Consider the following 15,838-nt stretch of genomic DNA (forward strand, 5'->3'; position numbering starts at 1 on the left):
AACGTGCAGATTTGAAAGAGATTGTTGTAGATGTGCTGAATAAAAGGCCCGATTATGTCGCAGGTTAACGTTTTTTTAGCAATTAATTCTAAGCCGGTTACATTACCAGTCAGCGGCTTGATGAACCATTTTTAGCTATAGTAATGCCATGGTTTTGGGCTATTTGCTGACATTTTTAGCCAATAACACAGCTTGTGGTTCAGCTTGCTGATGGGCGGTTTTTTCCTGGTTATCAACAATTCCACTAATGTTTGTTAATAATCGCCTCTGAGCGCTAGGTTTAGTCGCAGTCATGGGGTAAAATGCGCGGTTAATTGTATTGTTTACCGCTAAATTAAGTAGAAAATTCATGTTTGAAGTAAATCCAGTTAAATTCAAAATCAAGGAACTCGCTGACCGCACCGAACTTCTTCGGGGGTATCTTTGACTACGCTGCCAAAAGTGAGCGTTTAGAAGAAGTCAGTAGAGAGCTCGAAAGTGCGGAAGTTTGGAATGATCCAGATAATGCCCAAGCCCTAGGTAAAGAGCGCAGCGCCCTAGAAGCCGTCGTGAAAACGATCGACGATATGGATAGCGGCCTTGAAGATATTGAAGGACTGGTTGAACTTGCCATCGAAGAAGATGATGAAGAAACCTTTAACGATGCCAGCACAGAATTAGATGATCTTGAGAAACGTTTGGAAGAACTTGAATTCCGCCGTATGTTCTCGGGCCCACATGATGCTGCAGACTGCTACTTAGACATTCAATCAGGTTCTGGTGGTACCGAGGCACAAGATTGGGCCAATATGGTACTGCGTATGTATTTACGTTGGGGTGAAGCCCACGATTACAAACCTGAACTAATGGAAGTCACCGACGGCGATGTCGCTGGTATTAAAGGCGCAACCATCAAGTTTAATGGTGAATATGCCTTTGGTTCGCTGCGTACAGAAACCGGTGTTCACCGTTTAGTGCGTAAGTCACCGTTTGATTCGTCAGGTAAGCGTCATACTTCTTTCTGTTCGGTATTCGTTTACCCAGAAATTGACGATTCAATTGAGATTGATATCAATCCATCTGATTTACGTATTGATACCTACCGCGCCTCAGGTGCAGGTGGTCAGCACGTCAACAAAACCGAATCAGCAATACGTATTACCCATTTACCCACTAATACTGTGGTGCAGTGTCAAAATGACCGTTCGCAACATAAGAACCGTGACGCTGCAATGAAACAATTAAAAGCGAAACTGTACGAGTTAGAAATGCTCAAACAGAACGCTGATAAGCAAGCCGCGGAAGATGCCAAATCAGATATTGGTTGGGGCAGCCAAATCCGTTCATACGTGCTTGATGATGCCCGTATTAAAGATTTACGTACCGGTGTTGAAAACCGAAATACCCAAAGCGTCTTAGATGGCGACTTGGACAAGTTTATTGAAGCTAGCCTTAAATCTGGCCTTTAACGAGAGAAGAAGATGACTGAACAAACCCAAGACGAAAACAAGTTAATTGCAGAACGTCGCGCGAAACTAGATCACATCCGCGAAAACTGCCCTGCAAATGGTCACCCAAATAACTTCGATCGCAAACACAAAGCTGCCGATATTCAAGCTGAATATGGTCACTTCACTAAAGAAGAGCTTGAAGGCATGGACGTTAACCGTTCAATTGCTGGGCGTATTATGGCTAAACGTGGCCCATTCTTGGTAATCCAAGATGTATCTGGTCGCATTCAAGCCTACGCGGGTAAAGATGTTCAAAAAGATCTTAAAGCCACATTCCAAGGTTTAGACATTGGTGACATCATCGGTGTGACCGGTAAGTTACACCTTTCTGGTAAAGGCGATTTATATGTGAACATGGAGCAGTACCAATTGCTCACTAAAGCATTGCGTCCACTGCCTGAAAAGTTCCACGGTTTATCAGACCAAGAAACGCGTTACCGTCAACGTTACGTTGACTTAATCGTTAACGAAGAGTCACGTAATGCATTTATTATGCGTTCTAAAGTGGTTTCAGCTATCCGTAACTTCATGATCAAAAAAGAGTTCATGGAAGTTGAAACCCCAATGATGCACAGCATTCCTGGTGGCGCTAGCGCGCGTCCTTTTGAAACGCACCACAATGCACTTGATATGGCGATGTACTTGCGTATCGCACCAGAGCTATACCTTAAGCGTCTAGTGGTTGGTGGTTTTGAGCGAGTATTTGAAGTTAACCGTAACTTCCGTAACGAAGGCTTATCGCCTCGTCATAACCCAGAATTCACTATGATGGAATTCTATATGGCGTACGCTGATTACAAAGATCTAATGGATCTTACTGAAGAAATGCTAAGTTCGATCGCTACTGAGCTTTGTGGTTCTACCAAGCTACCATACGGTGAGCATACTGTTGATTTTGGTGGCCCATATGCACGTTTAAGCATGTTAGACGCTATCAAAAAATACAACCCTGACAACGCAACCATTCAGTCTATGACTTACGAAGAAGTTAAAGACGTTGAGTTCATGCGTGACTTGGCTAAGAGCCTTGGCATGACAATCGAGAAGTTCTGGACTTGTGGTCAACTACTTGAAGAAATCTTTGGTGAAACCGCTGAGCCTCAGTTAATGCAACCTACGTTCATTACTGGTTACCCAGCTGACATTTCACCACTTGCACGTCGTAACGACGACAACCATTTCATCACCGACCGTTTCGAGTTCTTCATTGGCGGCCGTGAAGTGGCTAATGGTTTCTCTGAGCTTAACGATGCAGAAGATCAAGACAATCGCTTTAAAGCACAAGTTGATGCTAAAGATGCCGGTGACGATGAAGCGATGTTCTACGATGCCGATTATATCCGCGCACTAGAGCACGGTTTACCACCAACTGCAGGTCAAGGTATTGGTATCGATCGTTTAGTGATGTTATTCACTAACACACACACTATTCGTGACGTGATCTTGTTCCCAGCGATGCGCCCACAAGGGTAATTGTTGGTTAAGCCGTTGGCTTAATAATCACTATTAAAAAACCAGTCTACTTGGAAAAGTGGCTGGTTTTTTTGTGGGTGACTTTGCTAGGTTTTATCAATAAAAGTCATTTTATTAGGTTAGTTAATAAGTAGATCAAAGTCGTGGCGCTTCGCCCACACCCGACGAAAGGGAAACAACAGCATTTCCCTTCTCGACATCCCTTGCCGCTCCGACGAAGTGTTGACCCTCATGCTATAGAGCGAATTTGCTATCGCCTCAGATTCGCCATCCCTGGCTCAACTGAGGCTATGTCGGCGTCCTGCCTCCATCACGCAAATTAGCTCAACGCATTCGGACACTTCCAACGGAGATTATTGTGCCTGCAGGTTCGTTTGGCTTAGTTAGGTTAAAAGTAGAGATAATATAGCTTTTGGTGCTTCTGCTCTTACTTGAATGTTCAACTTAAATTGAGGTTGCCGAGAAAATAGCGTGAGCCTGACATGGATGTCAGGCTAGCTTTCGGGGGCCATGGATGGCCCATCGGAAGCGTTAGCATTTTCGACAAAGACCGAAGTAGGCTACAAATGAGGTCAAAAGCTGGATGATTCTCCGTTGGAAATTTTGCTGTTTAAATTTCGCCGGAGCTGCGGGGTGTTCTAAGAGGGAGTCGCAGTTAACTCCCTTTTAGTCTGGTGTGGGCGAAGCGCCACGACGTTAATCCAAACGAAGTTTGGAAATAACAGTTGCATCGACTTCAACTCTAAGTGAACGACCCCACGATCTTAATCCAAACGAAGTTTGGAAAGTCAAAATGAACTATTCCATTTCTGAATAGCTAATTCGATAAACCGCATTAGCGGCATCATCTGATACCAGCAGCGAACCATCTGCCATGGTTAACACCGCTACGGGTCTGCCCCAACTTTGTTCACCTTGCAGCCAGCCTGTGGCAAAGGGTTGGTAATCACTTACTTTGTTAGCGTCTAACGTGACTTGCATGATGCGGTAGCCGACCTTGCTGCTGCGATTCCATGAACCATGTTGGGCGATAAAAATATTCCCTTTATAGCTTTCAGGAAACTGCTCGCCTTGGTAAAACTCCATGCCTAATGCTGCCACATGGGCGCCGAGGTTTAACACGGGTGGGGTATTTAACTTGGCTAATTCGTTATTAGAAAATTCAGGATCGGCGATGTCAGCGTTATGCACATAAGGGAAACCAAAGTGTTGGCCAACTTGGGTGACATGATTAAGCTCGTCATCAGGTAAATCATCGCCCATCATGTCGCGGCCATTATCGGTAAACCATAACTCACCGGTTTCAGGGTGAAAGTCAAAACCGACACTGTTACGCACACCTTTGGCGACGATAGTGGTTTGTTTAGTCTCTACATCGAGCTTTAAAATCGATGCAAAAGGCAGTTCGCTTTCGCAGACATTACAGGGCGCACCCACTGGGATATATAATTTGCCATCTGGGCCAAATTTGATGAACTTCCAGCCGTGATGCGCTTTATTGGGCAACTTATCGTAAACCAGCTCAGGTTTTGGCACATTAGGTAAGTGTTTTTCGATATCACTATAGCGCCAGATTTTATCCACTTCAGCCACATACAAACTGCCATCATGAAAAGCGATGCCTGATGGCATAAATAAGTCCTTGGCTAATACAATTTGTTTGTCAGCTTTCATGTCATTATTGCTATCAATTAGCGCATAGAGGTTGCCCGCGCGGCGGCTACCGACAAACAAGGTGCCGTTATCGCCTAACGCCATTTGACGGGCGTTTTCGACATTATCGGCATACACCTCGATAGTAAAATTGGGTGGTAGCTTAATCTTTTCTATCGGCAGCGCATTTACGCTAAGGGATACCAGCATCGCTGATGATATGGCCGCAGTGTGTTTTAGCTGCTGCCCTAAGAATAGGGGAATGGATTTGATCACAAACATGTCCTTGTTAGTTTTTTATTGATTATGCCGTGGCGACTAATGCTGAGTGGTTATCATACTTGCTAATGCACTTGAGTTGAAACGACAGCTTAACCTCAGTTGGATGTGCTGCTTGTTGGGGCTATTTCCCCGTTTTGCGCGGCAATTTATCATTGTAATTGCCGCTATATTTTTTGCTGTAGCAAAGTCAGCGTTTAAGTTTAGCACCTATCAAAAAAAGCCCTTTTCAGGCACAATAGCGCCAAATTATTGCTATTGATATTAAGGGCTCACAATGACGCAACTGACAATTACTACGCCGGACGATTGGCACTTACATTTCCGTGATGGAGATATGCTAGCTGAAACCGTACCTGCCACTGCGCGTTTATTCCAACGTGCGATTGTGATGCCTAACCTAGTACCGCCTGTTACCGATGCAGCTATGGTGTCAGCTTACCGTGAGCGCATTTTAGCGGCGCGTCCTGCTGGTAGCAGTTTTGAGCCGTTAATGACTTTGTTTTTAACCAATAACACCAGCGCTCAAGACATTATTGATGCCAAAGCGGCGGGCGTAGTGGCAGCGAAATTATATCCAGCTGGCGCAACCACTAACTCTGATGCTGCAGTAAAAGCATTAGATGCATTATTTCCTATCTTTGAAGTGATGGCCGAACAAGGCATGTTATTGCTAGTTCATGGTGAAGTGACTGAATCGCACATTGATATTTTTGATCGCGAAAAAATCTTTATCGATCGCTATATGGCGCGCATTGTTGAAGCCATGCCAAATCTTAAAGTGGTGTTTGAGCATATTACCACTAAAGATGCGGCTGAGTTTGTGGCATCAGCGCCAAACAATATTGCCGCAACCATTACCCCGCAGCATTTATTGCTAAACCGTAATGACTTATTAGTTGGCGGCGTACGCCCACATAACTTCTGCTTACCAGTACTTAAGCGCAATATTCATCAGCAAGCATTGCAAGCGGCTGTTGCAACGGGTTCAAGTAAGTTCTTTTTAGGCACAGATTCTGCGCCCCATGAAAAGCACCGTAAAGAGTCAGCTTGCGGTTGTGCGGGTTGTTACAGCGCATGGTCTGCACTAGAGCTTTATGCCCAAGTATTTGATGACTTAGGTGCGTTAGATAAGTTAGAAGGTTTTGCCAGCTTACATGGTGCCGACTTTTATGGCTTGCCGCGCAATACTGGTACAGTGACATTAGTTAAAGAACAGTGGGTTGTTCCTGAGCAAATTATCTTGCCAAATCAGAATCCAATCGTGCCATTCTTTGCCGGCGAAACGGTTAACTGGAAAGTGAAAACCGCTTAATGCTTTTTTTCTTTTTCAATAAAAAAAACCAGCAGAAATGCTGGTTTTTTTATGTCACATATTATTTTATAGGTCAGTTAAATGTTGCAGCAGTCGATCTGTGAAACTACTACTGTTTTCAAATGTGATTGATAGTCCTGAATCAGTCACATTCTCAGGAGTGGCTGACATGATTTCAACTTCATTCAATGTGTTGCTGTCTAGCAAGTAGTGGCTAGTAAATGTGTACATTTCTTGTTCTGAGACCACCGTTTTTTGCTCAAGTGATATTAAATCGGCGCCGTTTGGTGCTTCTGATTTAGTCCATTGGTACTCTTCGCTAATATTTCCTGCACCATCATGAATAGCAATAGTCTGCTCATCTTCATCTATGAGGGTGTAATCTGGATAATCACTTTCAAAGAAGGTTTCGGCTATGTTTGTAGTTGTGAGTTGTTGTGGAGATGAGCTTTCAGGTAACTCATAAGATTCACCGCCATCTTGATTTCGGCACATGACATCAGCTTGCAGCGACATCTGCATTTTATAAACTGCACTTGGCCATTCAACATCATCTAAGTTTAATAAACTAGGGCTCGCAGCTAATAGGGTTTGCCACTTGGTGTCTTCAGTTAAGAGTTTTTCAAAGTTAATTGTTAAAGCTACTTCAGTGCCTTCGTAGTAGGTGTGGTAATTATTACCTTCAACATAGGGTTCTGGAGGGGTGTAGTTGTCCGGTACTTCACTTGCTGATAACCAAGTTTGAGTTGTTGAGTTCCAGCATTCTGTTGCTTGACCATCTTCATCGGTATCAGGATTAAATCGAAAAAGAACGCCATTGCCATAGACCCCAATTAGATTTTTATGGGTATCTTCGTGAAGTAGAGTAAATACGAAATCATCATTGATTACGGGAGTGACGACAAAGGTATTAACAAATCCTGACTCATTAATAATGTTGTTAAAAATAACAGCCCAATCAGCTTGAGATAACAAGCTACTATCAATAGGGGCTTCAACATAGCCTAATGCAATTAGTGAGTTATTAATATTTGTACGTGCGGCGTCAGAATCAAGGCTAATAAATTCATCTAAAGATAAGTTACTATTTCTCCATAGTGTTGTGACTGCTTCAATCGTATTAGCTAAGACTTTTTCATTTACGAGAATATCTGTCACTTGGCCTGAAATTAATCGCTCAATGTAGGGTAAAAATGCTTCAACTACTAAGATGCGTTCGGATATTGAAGTTGCAGCATCAATATTAAAAACAGTGTCTACATCTTGTTGGTACAAGGTGGCAAGTAAGCTTTTTAATTCTCGTGTTAACGTACTCACTTCTTGTTGGGATAACTGTGCTTTAATCATTGCTAAAATTCGAGTTAACTCGGTATGAGTGGCACTGTTTATCGCTCCATTATGCTCTGAAGTCGCGAGCAGTTGTCCTTCACCTTGTGAATTAACCACAGTGTTTATTGCTAGAGGTGGTTGCTGCTCTGTTATCGCTAATGGATCAACGTTAGCTAAAGCTGTTGCTGAAGATGCGGCGGTCCAGTTAGCGAGTAAGTAGTAATTTGGTGTTTCAACTTCGCTGGTCCAATCTATTTGGTAGTTACCATCAGTGTCTGTTGTCGAGGTAGGTTCGCCGCTATCGCAACTTAAGTTTTGATTTAAATCAACACAAACATTAGCACCAACAAGCGCTCCTTGATAAACCGCTAATCCAGATACTTGGTGATCGTATTCTGTCGCTGCTGGCGGTGTTGTCGTCTCAGGTGGTGCAGTGGTAGCTGGAGGGGGTGTGGTTTCCGGAGGTGTAATTTCTTCGCTCTTATCGCTGTCTGAAGAACCACCACAACCAGTTAAAATTAATGTAAGTGCTGACGCAACAATTGTTTTGCGCCAATGACGATTAAAATCCATTTAAAAACTCCATATCCATTTGTGACTATCTTTTTTGATAGCTTGTAGTGATCGCTTGTTGTAATCATTGCAGGTGTTTGTTCAATCTGATTGCGAGTGCAACCTGCTAGATTAACTCGCATTGAGATCATGGCGGTTATTATTTTTTTTACAATTATCCAAAGGGGTGTATTTAGGCTTTACCCCATCCTTTTTGATGTGTTTTAAGCGTGTTTATCAGCTAACGTTTTACAGAGAAAGGTGTTAATTAAAAATCCAATAGTCATCATTATTGACAGGCCAGATGTTGGTATTACTTAAATTAACTTAGCAATTTAGAAGCACATTGCAAAAACCTAGTGATACCGAATAAAAAAGGCATTGAGTGAATACTCAATGCCTTTTATTTTAAACGCTAATAGAATTATTGATTTTCTTCAGCGTAGTACTTGCTGTTAATTAAGCCTTTAACAATAGAGTTAAACTTCTTCATTGGCATAAGTGAGTTGGTACGCAGTGCTGAGCTCTGAGCTGCTGCTTCAACTTCTTCTGGAATTTCGATAGAAGGTGAATCAACCCATTCGTTATGCGCCGTCAGTACCAGTTCACCATCAGTCATTTTTTCAATACTGGCTACATGCCACCATCGGGTAATATTTTCAGTTGGCGGTGTGAATAAATGTTGCTCATTCTCAAAGATAACTTCTACTCGAGTGCTGGCAGGATCGATTTCAGGGCTACCAGAAAAATTGTACACATAATAATCGTAGGTGCCTTCTACAGGGAATTCTGGAATAGAGATAACTTCAGGGCCAAAACTAGTTACATCATCAACGTCTAAGTCGATGATAGTTTCTTCGATTACTACGCTCGGATTGTAGAAATAGACATGATTTTGATTGCCATCGACATCAGTTATATAAAGGTGAGAATCTAAATCCCGTGGCGCCTCGCCCCAGTTTAAGGTTATTTTAGTTAACGCCTCTGATAACACTAGACATGAAGCTAATGTTAAATCCGAATCGGTAGAGTCGATAATTGAAGTGCGACTTTGAAACCCAATGGTAGCGCCAAGTAGGATAGTTGAATTCATTCTAACCGGTAGGCTAAATGTTCCGTCATCTTCAGAATAAGTCAGTGAACGACCTAAATAATCACGACCATCAGATATAACTCTGGCACCAGCTAATCGATTTCCTTCGGCATCTTCAACACAACCATTTATCATGACGGTTTCATAGATTCTATCGGCATTCCAGGTGGTAAAGTGGCTAACATTTCCAGCGTAGTATTGTGCACCATTGTCGGTGATGAGCGTAGCTTCACCTTCTTCAATCCATAAGCCTGATACTTCATCAAAATAGTAAAGCGGGATAGTCGCTGGAGGATTAAATCCTACAACAGGGATCTGAATTTCAGCGGTTTTTCCCTCAGCCAACTGTAATGGATTACCTGATTCATCTTCGAAGCTAACAGTAATTGCACCAAATGATTCAATTGGTGCAATTTCACCCGTTTCTGTGGTTGTTAACATATCGCCAGGCATCATTTCAATATCAATGGCGGGGTTGATGACGGTAAGCTCTGCAACAACCGCAGTTGCCGCTAGGTTTCCATCGGCATCCACTAAGCTGTTTTCAGGCAAACTTACTAATAAACTACCTTCAACAGTTAATTCAGTTGCTTGCGTGACGTCAAAGTTAACGGTTGTGTGTACAGGCTGCAGTAATAAATTATGAACTTGAGCAACTTCATTATTTGAAATGCTCAACGCCGCCTCTGAATAACCTGTCGCATCAGCGGTAAAGGTCATTCGTTCAGTTAGCTGAGTATCTTGTACGCTCGCAGAGAAAGCGCCAGATTCATTAGACTCGATACTTTGGATGATTTCATTACCATTTGAAACAGCAATTTGGCTATTTGAAATAGCTTCACCGTTGAAATAGTTAATTGTCATACCATTTAAAGTGATAAAAAACTGCTCTTCAAGTGTAAAGTTAACGATAGCTGGCGCAGCGCTATCTTCACCGCCGTCAGCAATTTGTATCGAAATATCAGTTTTGGTGGTTTCGGTGACAGTAGAGTCGTAGCTGATTAAGCCTGATGCAGAAATCGATAATTCAGCTGGACCGGTAATCATTTCAAAGCTAATGTCATTCTCAATATCGACATCATCAACGTCAGTGACAATAAGTTGATAAGAGAATGCTGAGCCGGCAATGACTGTTTGCTCGTCCACAGATGTAACTGTAGGAGCATCATTAACTGGTGTGACAATAATTTCAAAACTTTGCCCTGAAGCTACAGCATTATCCTCGCCACCATCAGTCACAATTACAGACATTAGCCCGGAGGTTAATATGCCTTCAGTCGGAGTCCAAGTAATAAGTCCTGTGTCAGAGACATTCATACCTTCTGGAGGGTTGGTTAATGAAAAGCCTAAATCAGTGCCGTTATTAGCATCATCAGGATCTGTTACAGTAACTTGGTAACGATATTCAGTATCTTCTGTCGCAGTGATTAGCGCACTTGATGAAATAGAAGGTGCAACATTCTTCTGTGTTGCTTCATCTGAATCAGAAGAACCACAACCCGTTAAAGCTATTGTAAGTGCAGACGCAATAATTGTTTTGCACCAATTACGATTTAAATCCATTTAAAAACTCCATATCCATGTATTAACTATCTGTAGTGATAGCTTGATGATTTTCACTTTATTGCGAGCTTAAATAGGCTAAATAAACTCGCGTTGCGATCATGGCGGTTATTATTATTTTTGACAATTATCACAAAGGGTGTGCTTGGCTTATCTACACATACTTTAGGATGTGGTATGAGTTTGTTCTCGTTCGATAGGGGCTGCTTTATTAGCGTTAGAGAGCATCTAAGCTAGAAAAATAAATTATCGGTTAGGAAGGATTTTACTTTGATGAGTGTGGGTTTAAATTAAGTGACTTTTAGTCATTTACCATTAAATTTTGCAGCAACCTGATTAAATTACCTTGGGTGTTTCATAGTTATTGGTATTTTTTGTTTTATTATTGCGCTAGTACAACCATCTCTAGGCTTGTTTCAGAGTTGCTATATCTACCAGCGAATGTATTGCTACGGTTAGCTTGCAGCTGAGCTGCAAACAATAAAAAGCGCCAATATTCTTATATTGGCGCTTTTTATTTCTAGTGCGAGAGTTAAAACGAGTAAGGCGAATGACGCAATTTCAACTCGGCTTAATTAACGCGCGCGATTTGGCTTACGACCGCCACTTGGCTTACCTTTGCCGCCTTTACCTGCTCCCTTAGCTTGACCTTTAGTTTGGCCTTTACCGCCACCTTTTGCTTGGCCTTTATGCTTGGTGCTGCGGTTGTGCTGCATAAAGTGCTCTGGGCCTTCAATTTTTTCACGAGCTACGGTTTTAACTTTAGGCTGAGACTTTTTCTTAGGGGCTTTTTTGTCTTCTGATGATGAGTCTTTAATCATCTCAAACAATACATCTAGCTCTTGCTTATCTAAATCACGCCATTCACCGATTGGCAGACCTTTGAGGCTGACGTTCATGATTTGTTGGCGTTCAAGCTTGGTGACTTCAAAGCCAAAATGTTCACACATTCTACGAATTTGGCGGTTAAGACCTTGAACTAATACGATTTTAAAAGCGTACGGTGATACTTGTTCAACCTTACACTTTTTCGTGACTACCCCTAATATCGGTACCCCAGCGCCCATGCCTTTGATAAAGCTATCGGTAATGGGTTTATTCACCGTGACCACGTATTCTTTATCGTGGTTATTACCCGCGCGGAGGATTTTATTAACTAAGTCACCATTATTGGTTAAAAAGATTAAACCTTGGGAGTCTTTATCTAAACGACCAATAGGGAATATGCGGGTTGAGTGATTGACGAAATCGACGATGTTATCGCGTTCGGTGCCTTCGGTGGTACTGACAATGCCCACGGGTTTATTAAGGGCGATAAAGACTAAATCTTCAGCATCTCTTGGCTCAATATCTTGACCGTTTACTTTTACTTTATCACCAAAGCTAACTTGGTCGCCGACCTGTGCACGCTTACCGTTAATAAACACGTTGCCTTGCTCAATAAAACGGTCGGCATCACGTCTTGAACATATGCCACTTTCACTGATGTATTTATTAAGGCGCATTGATGAATCGGTCACTATGGTTTTCCTGTGAGTAGAGATTAATCTGAAGAAAGGTTAGGTTTAAGCCAGACAGTTTATCAATTTTTGGCAATTTTGCATAAGCATACTGATAAAAGAGCGCGTCGAAATGCAATTAATGGAATGAAAGATGAGAGGGAAGCATGCACTTACAGCTTAGGAATGTATTAGCCACCGATTTAGAACATTTATATCAGTTTCAAGCCGATCCACAGGCTAATGAGATGGCCGATTTTCCGGCGAGAGACCGTAATGCCTTTTTTGAACATTGGCAGAGCAATATTTTGAGTCATGCTGATATAACAGCCAAAGCGATAATTGTTGATAACGATATCGTTGGCAGTGTGGTTTTATGGCAAAGTGAGCAGCAATGGCTATTGGGATATTGGCTTGGGAGAGACTATTGGGGTCAGGGCATCGGTACTAATGCCTTAAGAGTCTTTTTAGCGGAGCAAACTCAAAGGCCAATATTTGCCGAAGTGACCCAAGATAATTTGGGGTCTATTAAAGTGCTTATCAGCAATGGCTTTATTCATGATGCTCAGCTTGATGATGGTCAAACTAATAAAAGCACTGACAATGAGCGAGCCTTATTGCTGTTTCGCCTTGGCTAATAATTAAGTATTAATCCAAGCATTGATTATCCAAGATCACATTGAGGGTTAACAGATAGGGCTAATATGGAGGTCTTTACAACAACCTTGGCGGTGAATAAACGCTGTTGTGATCCGCTAATAGCAGTCCTTAATCGCCGTGGCTAAATCAGTCAGGTGATTTACCTGACTCATTCAAATAGTATGGAGGTCATTATGATTTCTAACCCTTCTTTAGTCACCCGCACCGCCGTTGGCAAGCTTATCGGTTTAGCCTTTGGGGTATTGTGCTTTTGGATAGTGCCATGGCTTGCCCCAGAAACCAGTTTATTGTTTTTGTGGGGATTACTGCTGTGGTATATCACTTTTGGCGCCATTATTGGGCTTGCTGGGGTATTTGATTATCATCCGGTGTTAAAAATAGCCATGCCTTGGTGGCTAACCGCAACCATAATGGGCGGCTGGATGAATCTGGTGTTTACCTTTGTGGCCTATGATCAAATCCAAGCCTTAATGGTGGCTATATTTGGTCTTGGCGGTGCATTACAATCACCGTTTTGGTTTGTTGCTGATGGATTAATCGCGGGTTGGATTATTGGCTATTTTGCTACCAAGTTTGGTGGTTATGGTCCAAGTACGGCGGGAAGGTAATGAAAGGCTTTTATCGAGCTTAATGGGTTGGTTTGGCTGCCTAACTGAAATTCTTAACTCAAGAATTCAGTTTAAGCAGCTAACCTGTATAACTGCTATTAAACAGATTGATCGTATGCTAAAAGCAACCATTGCTTTACTTCATCATTCACATCCGCAATATCTTTTAATTGTATGCGATGGCTACACATTGCACCAAAAGGCCCAGAATCTTCAAGGCAACCTTGAGGTTGTGTGTCTTTGATTTTTAACCCTAGGTCGATACGGGTTTTGGTCGCAGGTTTAATCAGGGCAAATTGTTTTTTCCTAATGATACTCACTGTCGCTTTTTTAGGGGTTATCACTACGTCTTGGCCAAAGCCGCTCACAATAGCAATAAGCACATCATAGATTGGCGTCAGGGCTTCTTTGCCTTGATATTGTTGAGTGACTAACTCATCAGCTGATTCGTCTTTTTGTTTTGATAAGGTGACGATGGTATTGGCAAACCCATGGCTAACATCATGTTCAGCTTTCAAATATTTTACTGCCATTCCATGCTTTTCAATGTTCTGCTTTGCAAGTATATCGAGCCACTCTGGTAATGACTTGCCTGTTTTTTCTGGCATATTAGCAATCATGGTTTGCAGTGCTTTATCCATTTCGGTCTCCAATCGATGGCAAACATCGTTTATGTTTGTACTTATTAAAGGTAGTCATTTGAAACCAATAATGCACTGGTTTTATTTCAATCTTCATAAGCAAGTGTATGGGAGTTATCTACAAATATTGAAAATGAATATTTAGGTAATATCCACGGTTTAAAATAAAGTTAGGCGGTTAGACACATTATCATCATGCCAGATGAGCTTGTAAGGAATAAACTGAAGTCGATATCACTCTTGCTTGCGGATTTACTATGAACCACTTCGCCATATTCGGTCTGGGCGGTGCATTGCAATCGCCATTTTGGTTTGTTGCCGATGGATTAATCGCGGGTTGGATTATTGGCTATTTTGCTACCAAGTTTGGTGGTTATGGACCAAGCACGGCAGGACATTAACATTGTCATGACCTAAGTGTTATTTGGGCGTAGGTATTGATACGACTGTGCTTTCGTCGAGCTGTGCTGTGACTTGCTATGCTACACTTCAACCTTAGGTTGTAATGATAAAGGTCGATAACCAATGAAACTTTCAAAAATAGCATTTCTTATCGCAACGGCTGGATTATTAACGGCCTGTGGCGGAAGCGATAATGATGACTCTACTCCTGTCATTGAAACTGGCACCTTTAATTTAGGGGTATCAGATAACCCTGCTGATGCAGAAAAAGTCACCATCGCATTTAAGCAGGTGGTGTTAAAAAAACTGATGCTGGCAGTATCTCATTTGACGTGTCAGAAGACGGCGAATTAAAGCAAGTCGATTTACTCGAATTTCAAGGCTCAGACGTTGAAACCTTAGTCAGCGGCCAAGAGGTTACTGTCGGTGAGTACCAAATGTGTATTTACATGGAAAACAGTGAAGTGGCCAATGAAGAAAGCTCCTATGTACAAACGATGGACGAAACCATTGCAGGGTTAACCACTAACAGCAATGGCAGTTGTGGCGGGGTTGGCGCTGAAGATAACAATACTGGTCGCTTGTTCTTTAATAAAGCATTCACCATAGCAGCGGGTAACAATAGCTTTGTGGCTGAGTTTAATTTACAAAAAGGCTTACAAGGGCCAAAAGGTAATAAAGACTACTGGACCTTGAAGCCAACATCAGTGCAATTGGTAAATAGTGCAGAAGTTGGCGCCATTAATGGTAGTGTCTCTACTGAGGTGATTGAGCAATGTGAAATGGCAGCTGGGGGCTCAGAGTTTAGCTCGGCAGTGTATTTATACCCTGAAGCCACAGCCCTTGAAAATATGGATGATTTTCGTGATAGCGAAAGTCAGTTCATCATGGTGGCGCCTATTGCAGCAGCCAGAGTTAATCCTGTTTTGGATGCAAACGATGATGTTGTAAGTTATGACTACGAGTTTGGTTTTGTGGTCGCCAATAACTACAGCTTAGGTTATACCTGCGTTGCGCAAAATGATGACCCTGAATTGCCAAATACCCCAGAAGATGATCCGGCTTTTTTCCTCCATGCCGATGAGCAAGAGGTTATTGTGATTAATGGTGAAACCACAGAGCGTAGCTTTTAATTTTAACGGCTATTTTTAACAGCTAAAATTAAGTTATAAATTCGTTCAAATGCGAATAAACTGAAAGTTGCCGACTACCCTTTAGGCACACAGTAACCAATACTGTGTAGCTTAATCAGAAAGTCGGCATTTTTATTGGATTACTTCT

General features: G+C 42.2%; 12 protein-coding genes and 1 pseudogene. 7 read left to right on the forward strand and 6 right to left on the reverse strand.

The window, feature by feature from the left end; all coding sequences use genetic code 11:
* Positions 1 to 159: 159 nt before the first annotated feature.
* Complete coding sequence (locus Q4557_RS13660; RefSeq protein ID WP_102435742.1) at positions 160 to 351, reverse strand: hypothetical protein; 192 nt, start codon at positions 349 to 351, stop codon at positions 160 to 162.
* On the opposite strand from Q4557_RS13660, the gene prfB reads away from it, so the two are divergent.
* Together prfB and lysS are read left to right on the forward strand one after the other, a co-directional pair.
* A protein-coding gene (gene prfB, locus Q4557_RS13665; RefSeq protein WP_198589352.1) for a peptide chain release factor 2 occupies positions 350 to 1,448 on the forward strand; the annotation gives its coding sequence in 2 pieces (ribosomal slippage) (positions 350 to 424 and positions 426 to 1,448; 1,098 coding nt in all). The two genes, Q4557_RS13660 and prfB, sit on opposite strands and share 2 nt — an antisense overlap.
* A 12-nt stretch (positions 1,449 to 1,460) precedes the next feature.
* Positions 1,461 to 2,963, forward strand: a complete 1,503-nt coding sequence (gene lysS / locus Q4557_RS13670; RefSeq protein WP_303413369.1) for a lysine--tRNA ligase — start codon at positions 1,461 to 1,463, stop codon at positions 2,961 to 2,963.
* Positions 2,964 to 3,761: 798 nt separating this feature from the next.
* Here lysS and Q4557_RS13675 read toward each other — a convergent pair.
* Positions 3,762 to 4,826, reverse strand: a complete 1,065-nt coding sequence (locus Q4557_RS13675; RefSeq protein WP_303413409.1) for a sorbosone dehydrogenase family protein — start codon at positions 4,824 to 4,826, stop codon at positions 3,762 to 3,764.
* 346 nt (positions 4,827 to 5,172) lie between these two features.
* Here Q4557_RS13675 and pyrC point away from each other — a divergent pair, with 346 nt between their 5' ends.
* On the forward strand, positions 5,173 to 6,210 hold the full coding sequence (gene pyrC / locus Q4557_RS13680; RefSeq protein ID WP_102440253.1) for a dihydroorotase: 1,038 nt from the start codon (positions 5,173 to 5,175) through the stop codon (positions 6,208 to 6,210).
* A 66-nt stretch (positions 6,211 to 6,276) separates the two neighbouring features.
* On the opposite strand, the gene Q4557_RS13685 is transcribed toward pyrC, so the two are convergent.
* The 3 genes from Q4557_RS13685 to rluF form a co-directional block, all read right to left on the reverse strand.
* Positions 6,277 to 8,112, reverse strand: a complete 1,836-nt coding sequence (locus Q4557_RS13685; RefSeq protein ID WP_303413371.1) for a hypothetical protein — start codon at positions 8,110 to 8,112, stop codon at positions 6,277 to 6,279.
* 403 nt (positions 8,113 to 8,515) lie between these two features.
* Entirely contained in the window at positions 8,516 to 10,747 is a 2,232-nt protein-coding gene (locus Q4557_RS13690) for a putative Ig domain-containing protein (protein WP_303413374.1), read from the reverse strand.
* A 575-nt stretch (positions 10,748 to 11,322) separates the two neighbouring features.
* Positions 11,323 to 12,267 carry a 23S rRNA pseudouridine(2604) synthase RluF gene (gene rluF, locus Q4557_RS13695; protein ID WP_303413376.1) on the reverse strand — a complete coding sequence of 315 codons (945 nt, stop codon included), beginning with the start codon at positions 12,265 to 12,267 and terminating at the stop codon, positions 11,323 to 11,325.
* A gap of 146 nt (positions 12,268 to 12,413) precedes the next feature.
* Here rluF and Q4557_RS13700 point away from each other — a divergent pair, with 146 nt between their 5' ends.
* The gene (locus tag Q4557_RS13700) at positions 12,414 to 12,884 is read left to right on the forward strand and encodes a GNAT family N-acetyltransferase (RefSeq protein WP_102475929.1); all 471 of its coding nucleotides are present in this window, start codon (positions 12,414 to 12,416) and stop codon (positions 12,882 to 12,884) included.
* Between the two features lie 195 nt (positions 12,885 to 13,079).
* A complete protein-coding gene (locus Q4557_RS13705) occupies positions 13,080 to 13,514 on the forward strand; it encodes a hypothetical protein (protein ID WP_241901105.1) in 435 nt (144 codons plus the stop codon).
* Between the two features lie 98 nt (positions 13,515 to 13,612).
* On the opposite strand, the gene Q4557_RS13710 is transcribed toward Q4557_RS13705, so the two are convergent.
* Complete coding sequence (locus Q4557_RS13710; RefSeq protein WP_102440257.1) at positions 13,613 to 14,155, reverse strand: DUF4287 domain-containing protein; 543 nt, start codon at positions 14,153 to 14,155, stop codon at positions 13,613 to 13,615.
* Between the two features lie 257 nt (positions 14,156 to 14,412).
* Between Q4557_RS13710 and Q4557_RS13715 the strand changes: the two genes are divergently transcribed.
* Both Q4557_RS13715 and Q4557_RS13720 read left to right on the forward strand, forming a co-directional pair.
* Positions 14,413 to 14,556: a hypothetical protein gene (locus tag Q4557_RS13715; protein ID WP_157936457.1), complete on the forward strand. Its 144-nt coding sequence runs from the start codon at positions 14,413 to 14,415 to the stop codon at positions 14,554 to 14,556.
* Between the two features lie 124 nt (positions 14,557 to 14,680).
* A pseudogene (locus Q4557_RS13720) lies at positions 14,681 to 15,690 on the forward strand (DUF4382 domain-containing protein).
* Positions 15,691 to 15,838: the final 148 nt, after the last annotated feature.

It is taken from the genome of Shewanella sp. 5_MG-2023, assembly GCF_030547465.1.
Taxonomy (GTDB): Bacteria; Pseudomonadota; Gammaproteobacteria; order Enterobacterales; family Shewanellaceae; genus Shewanella.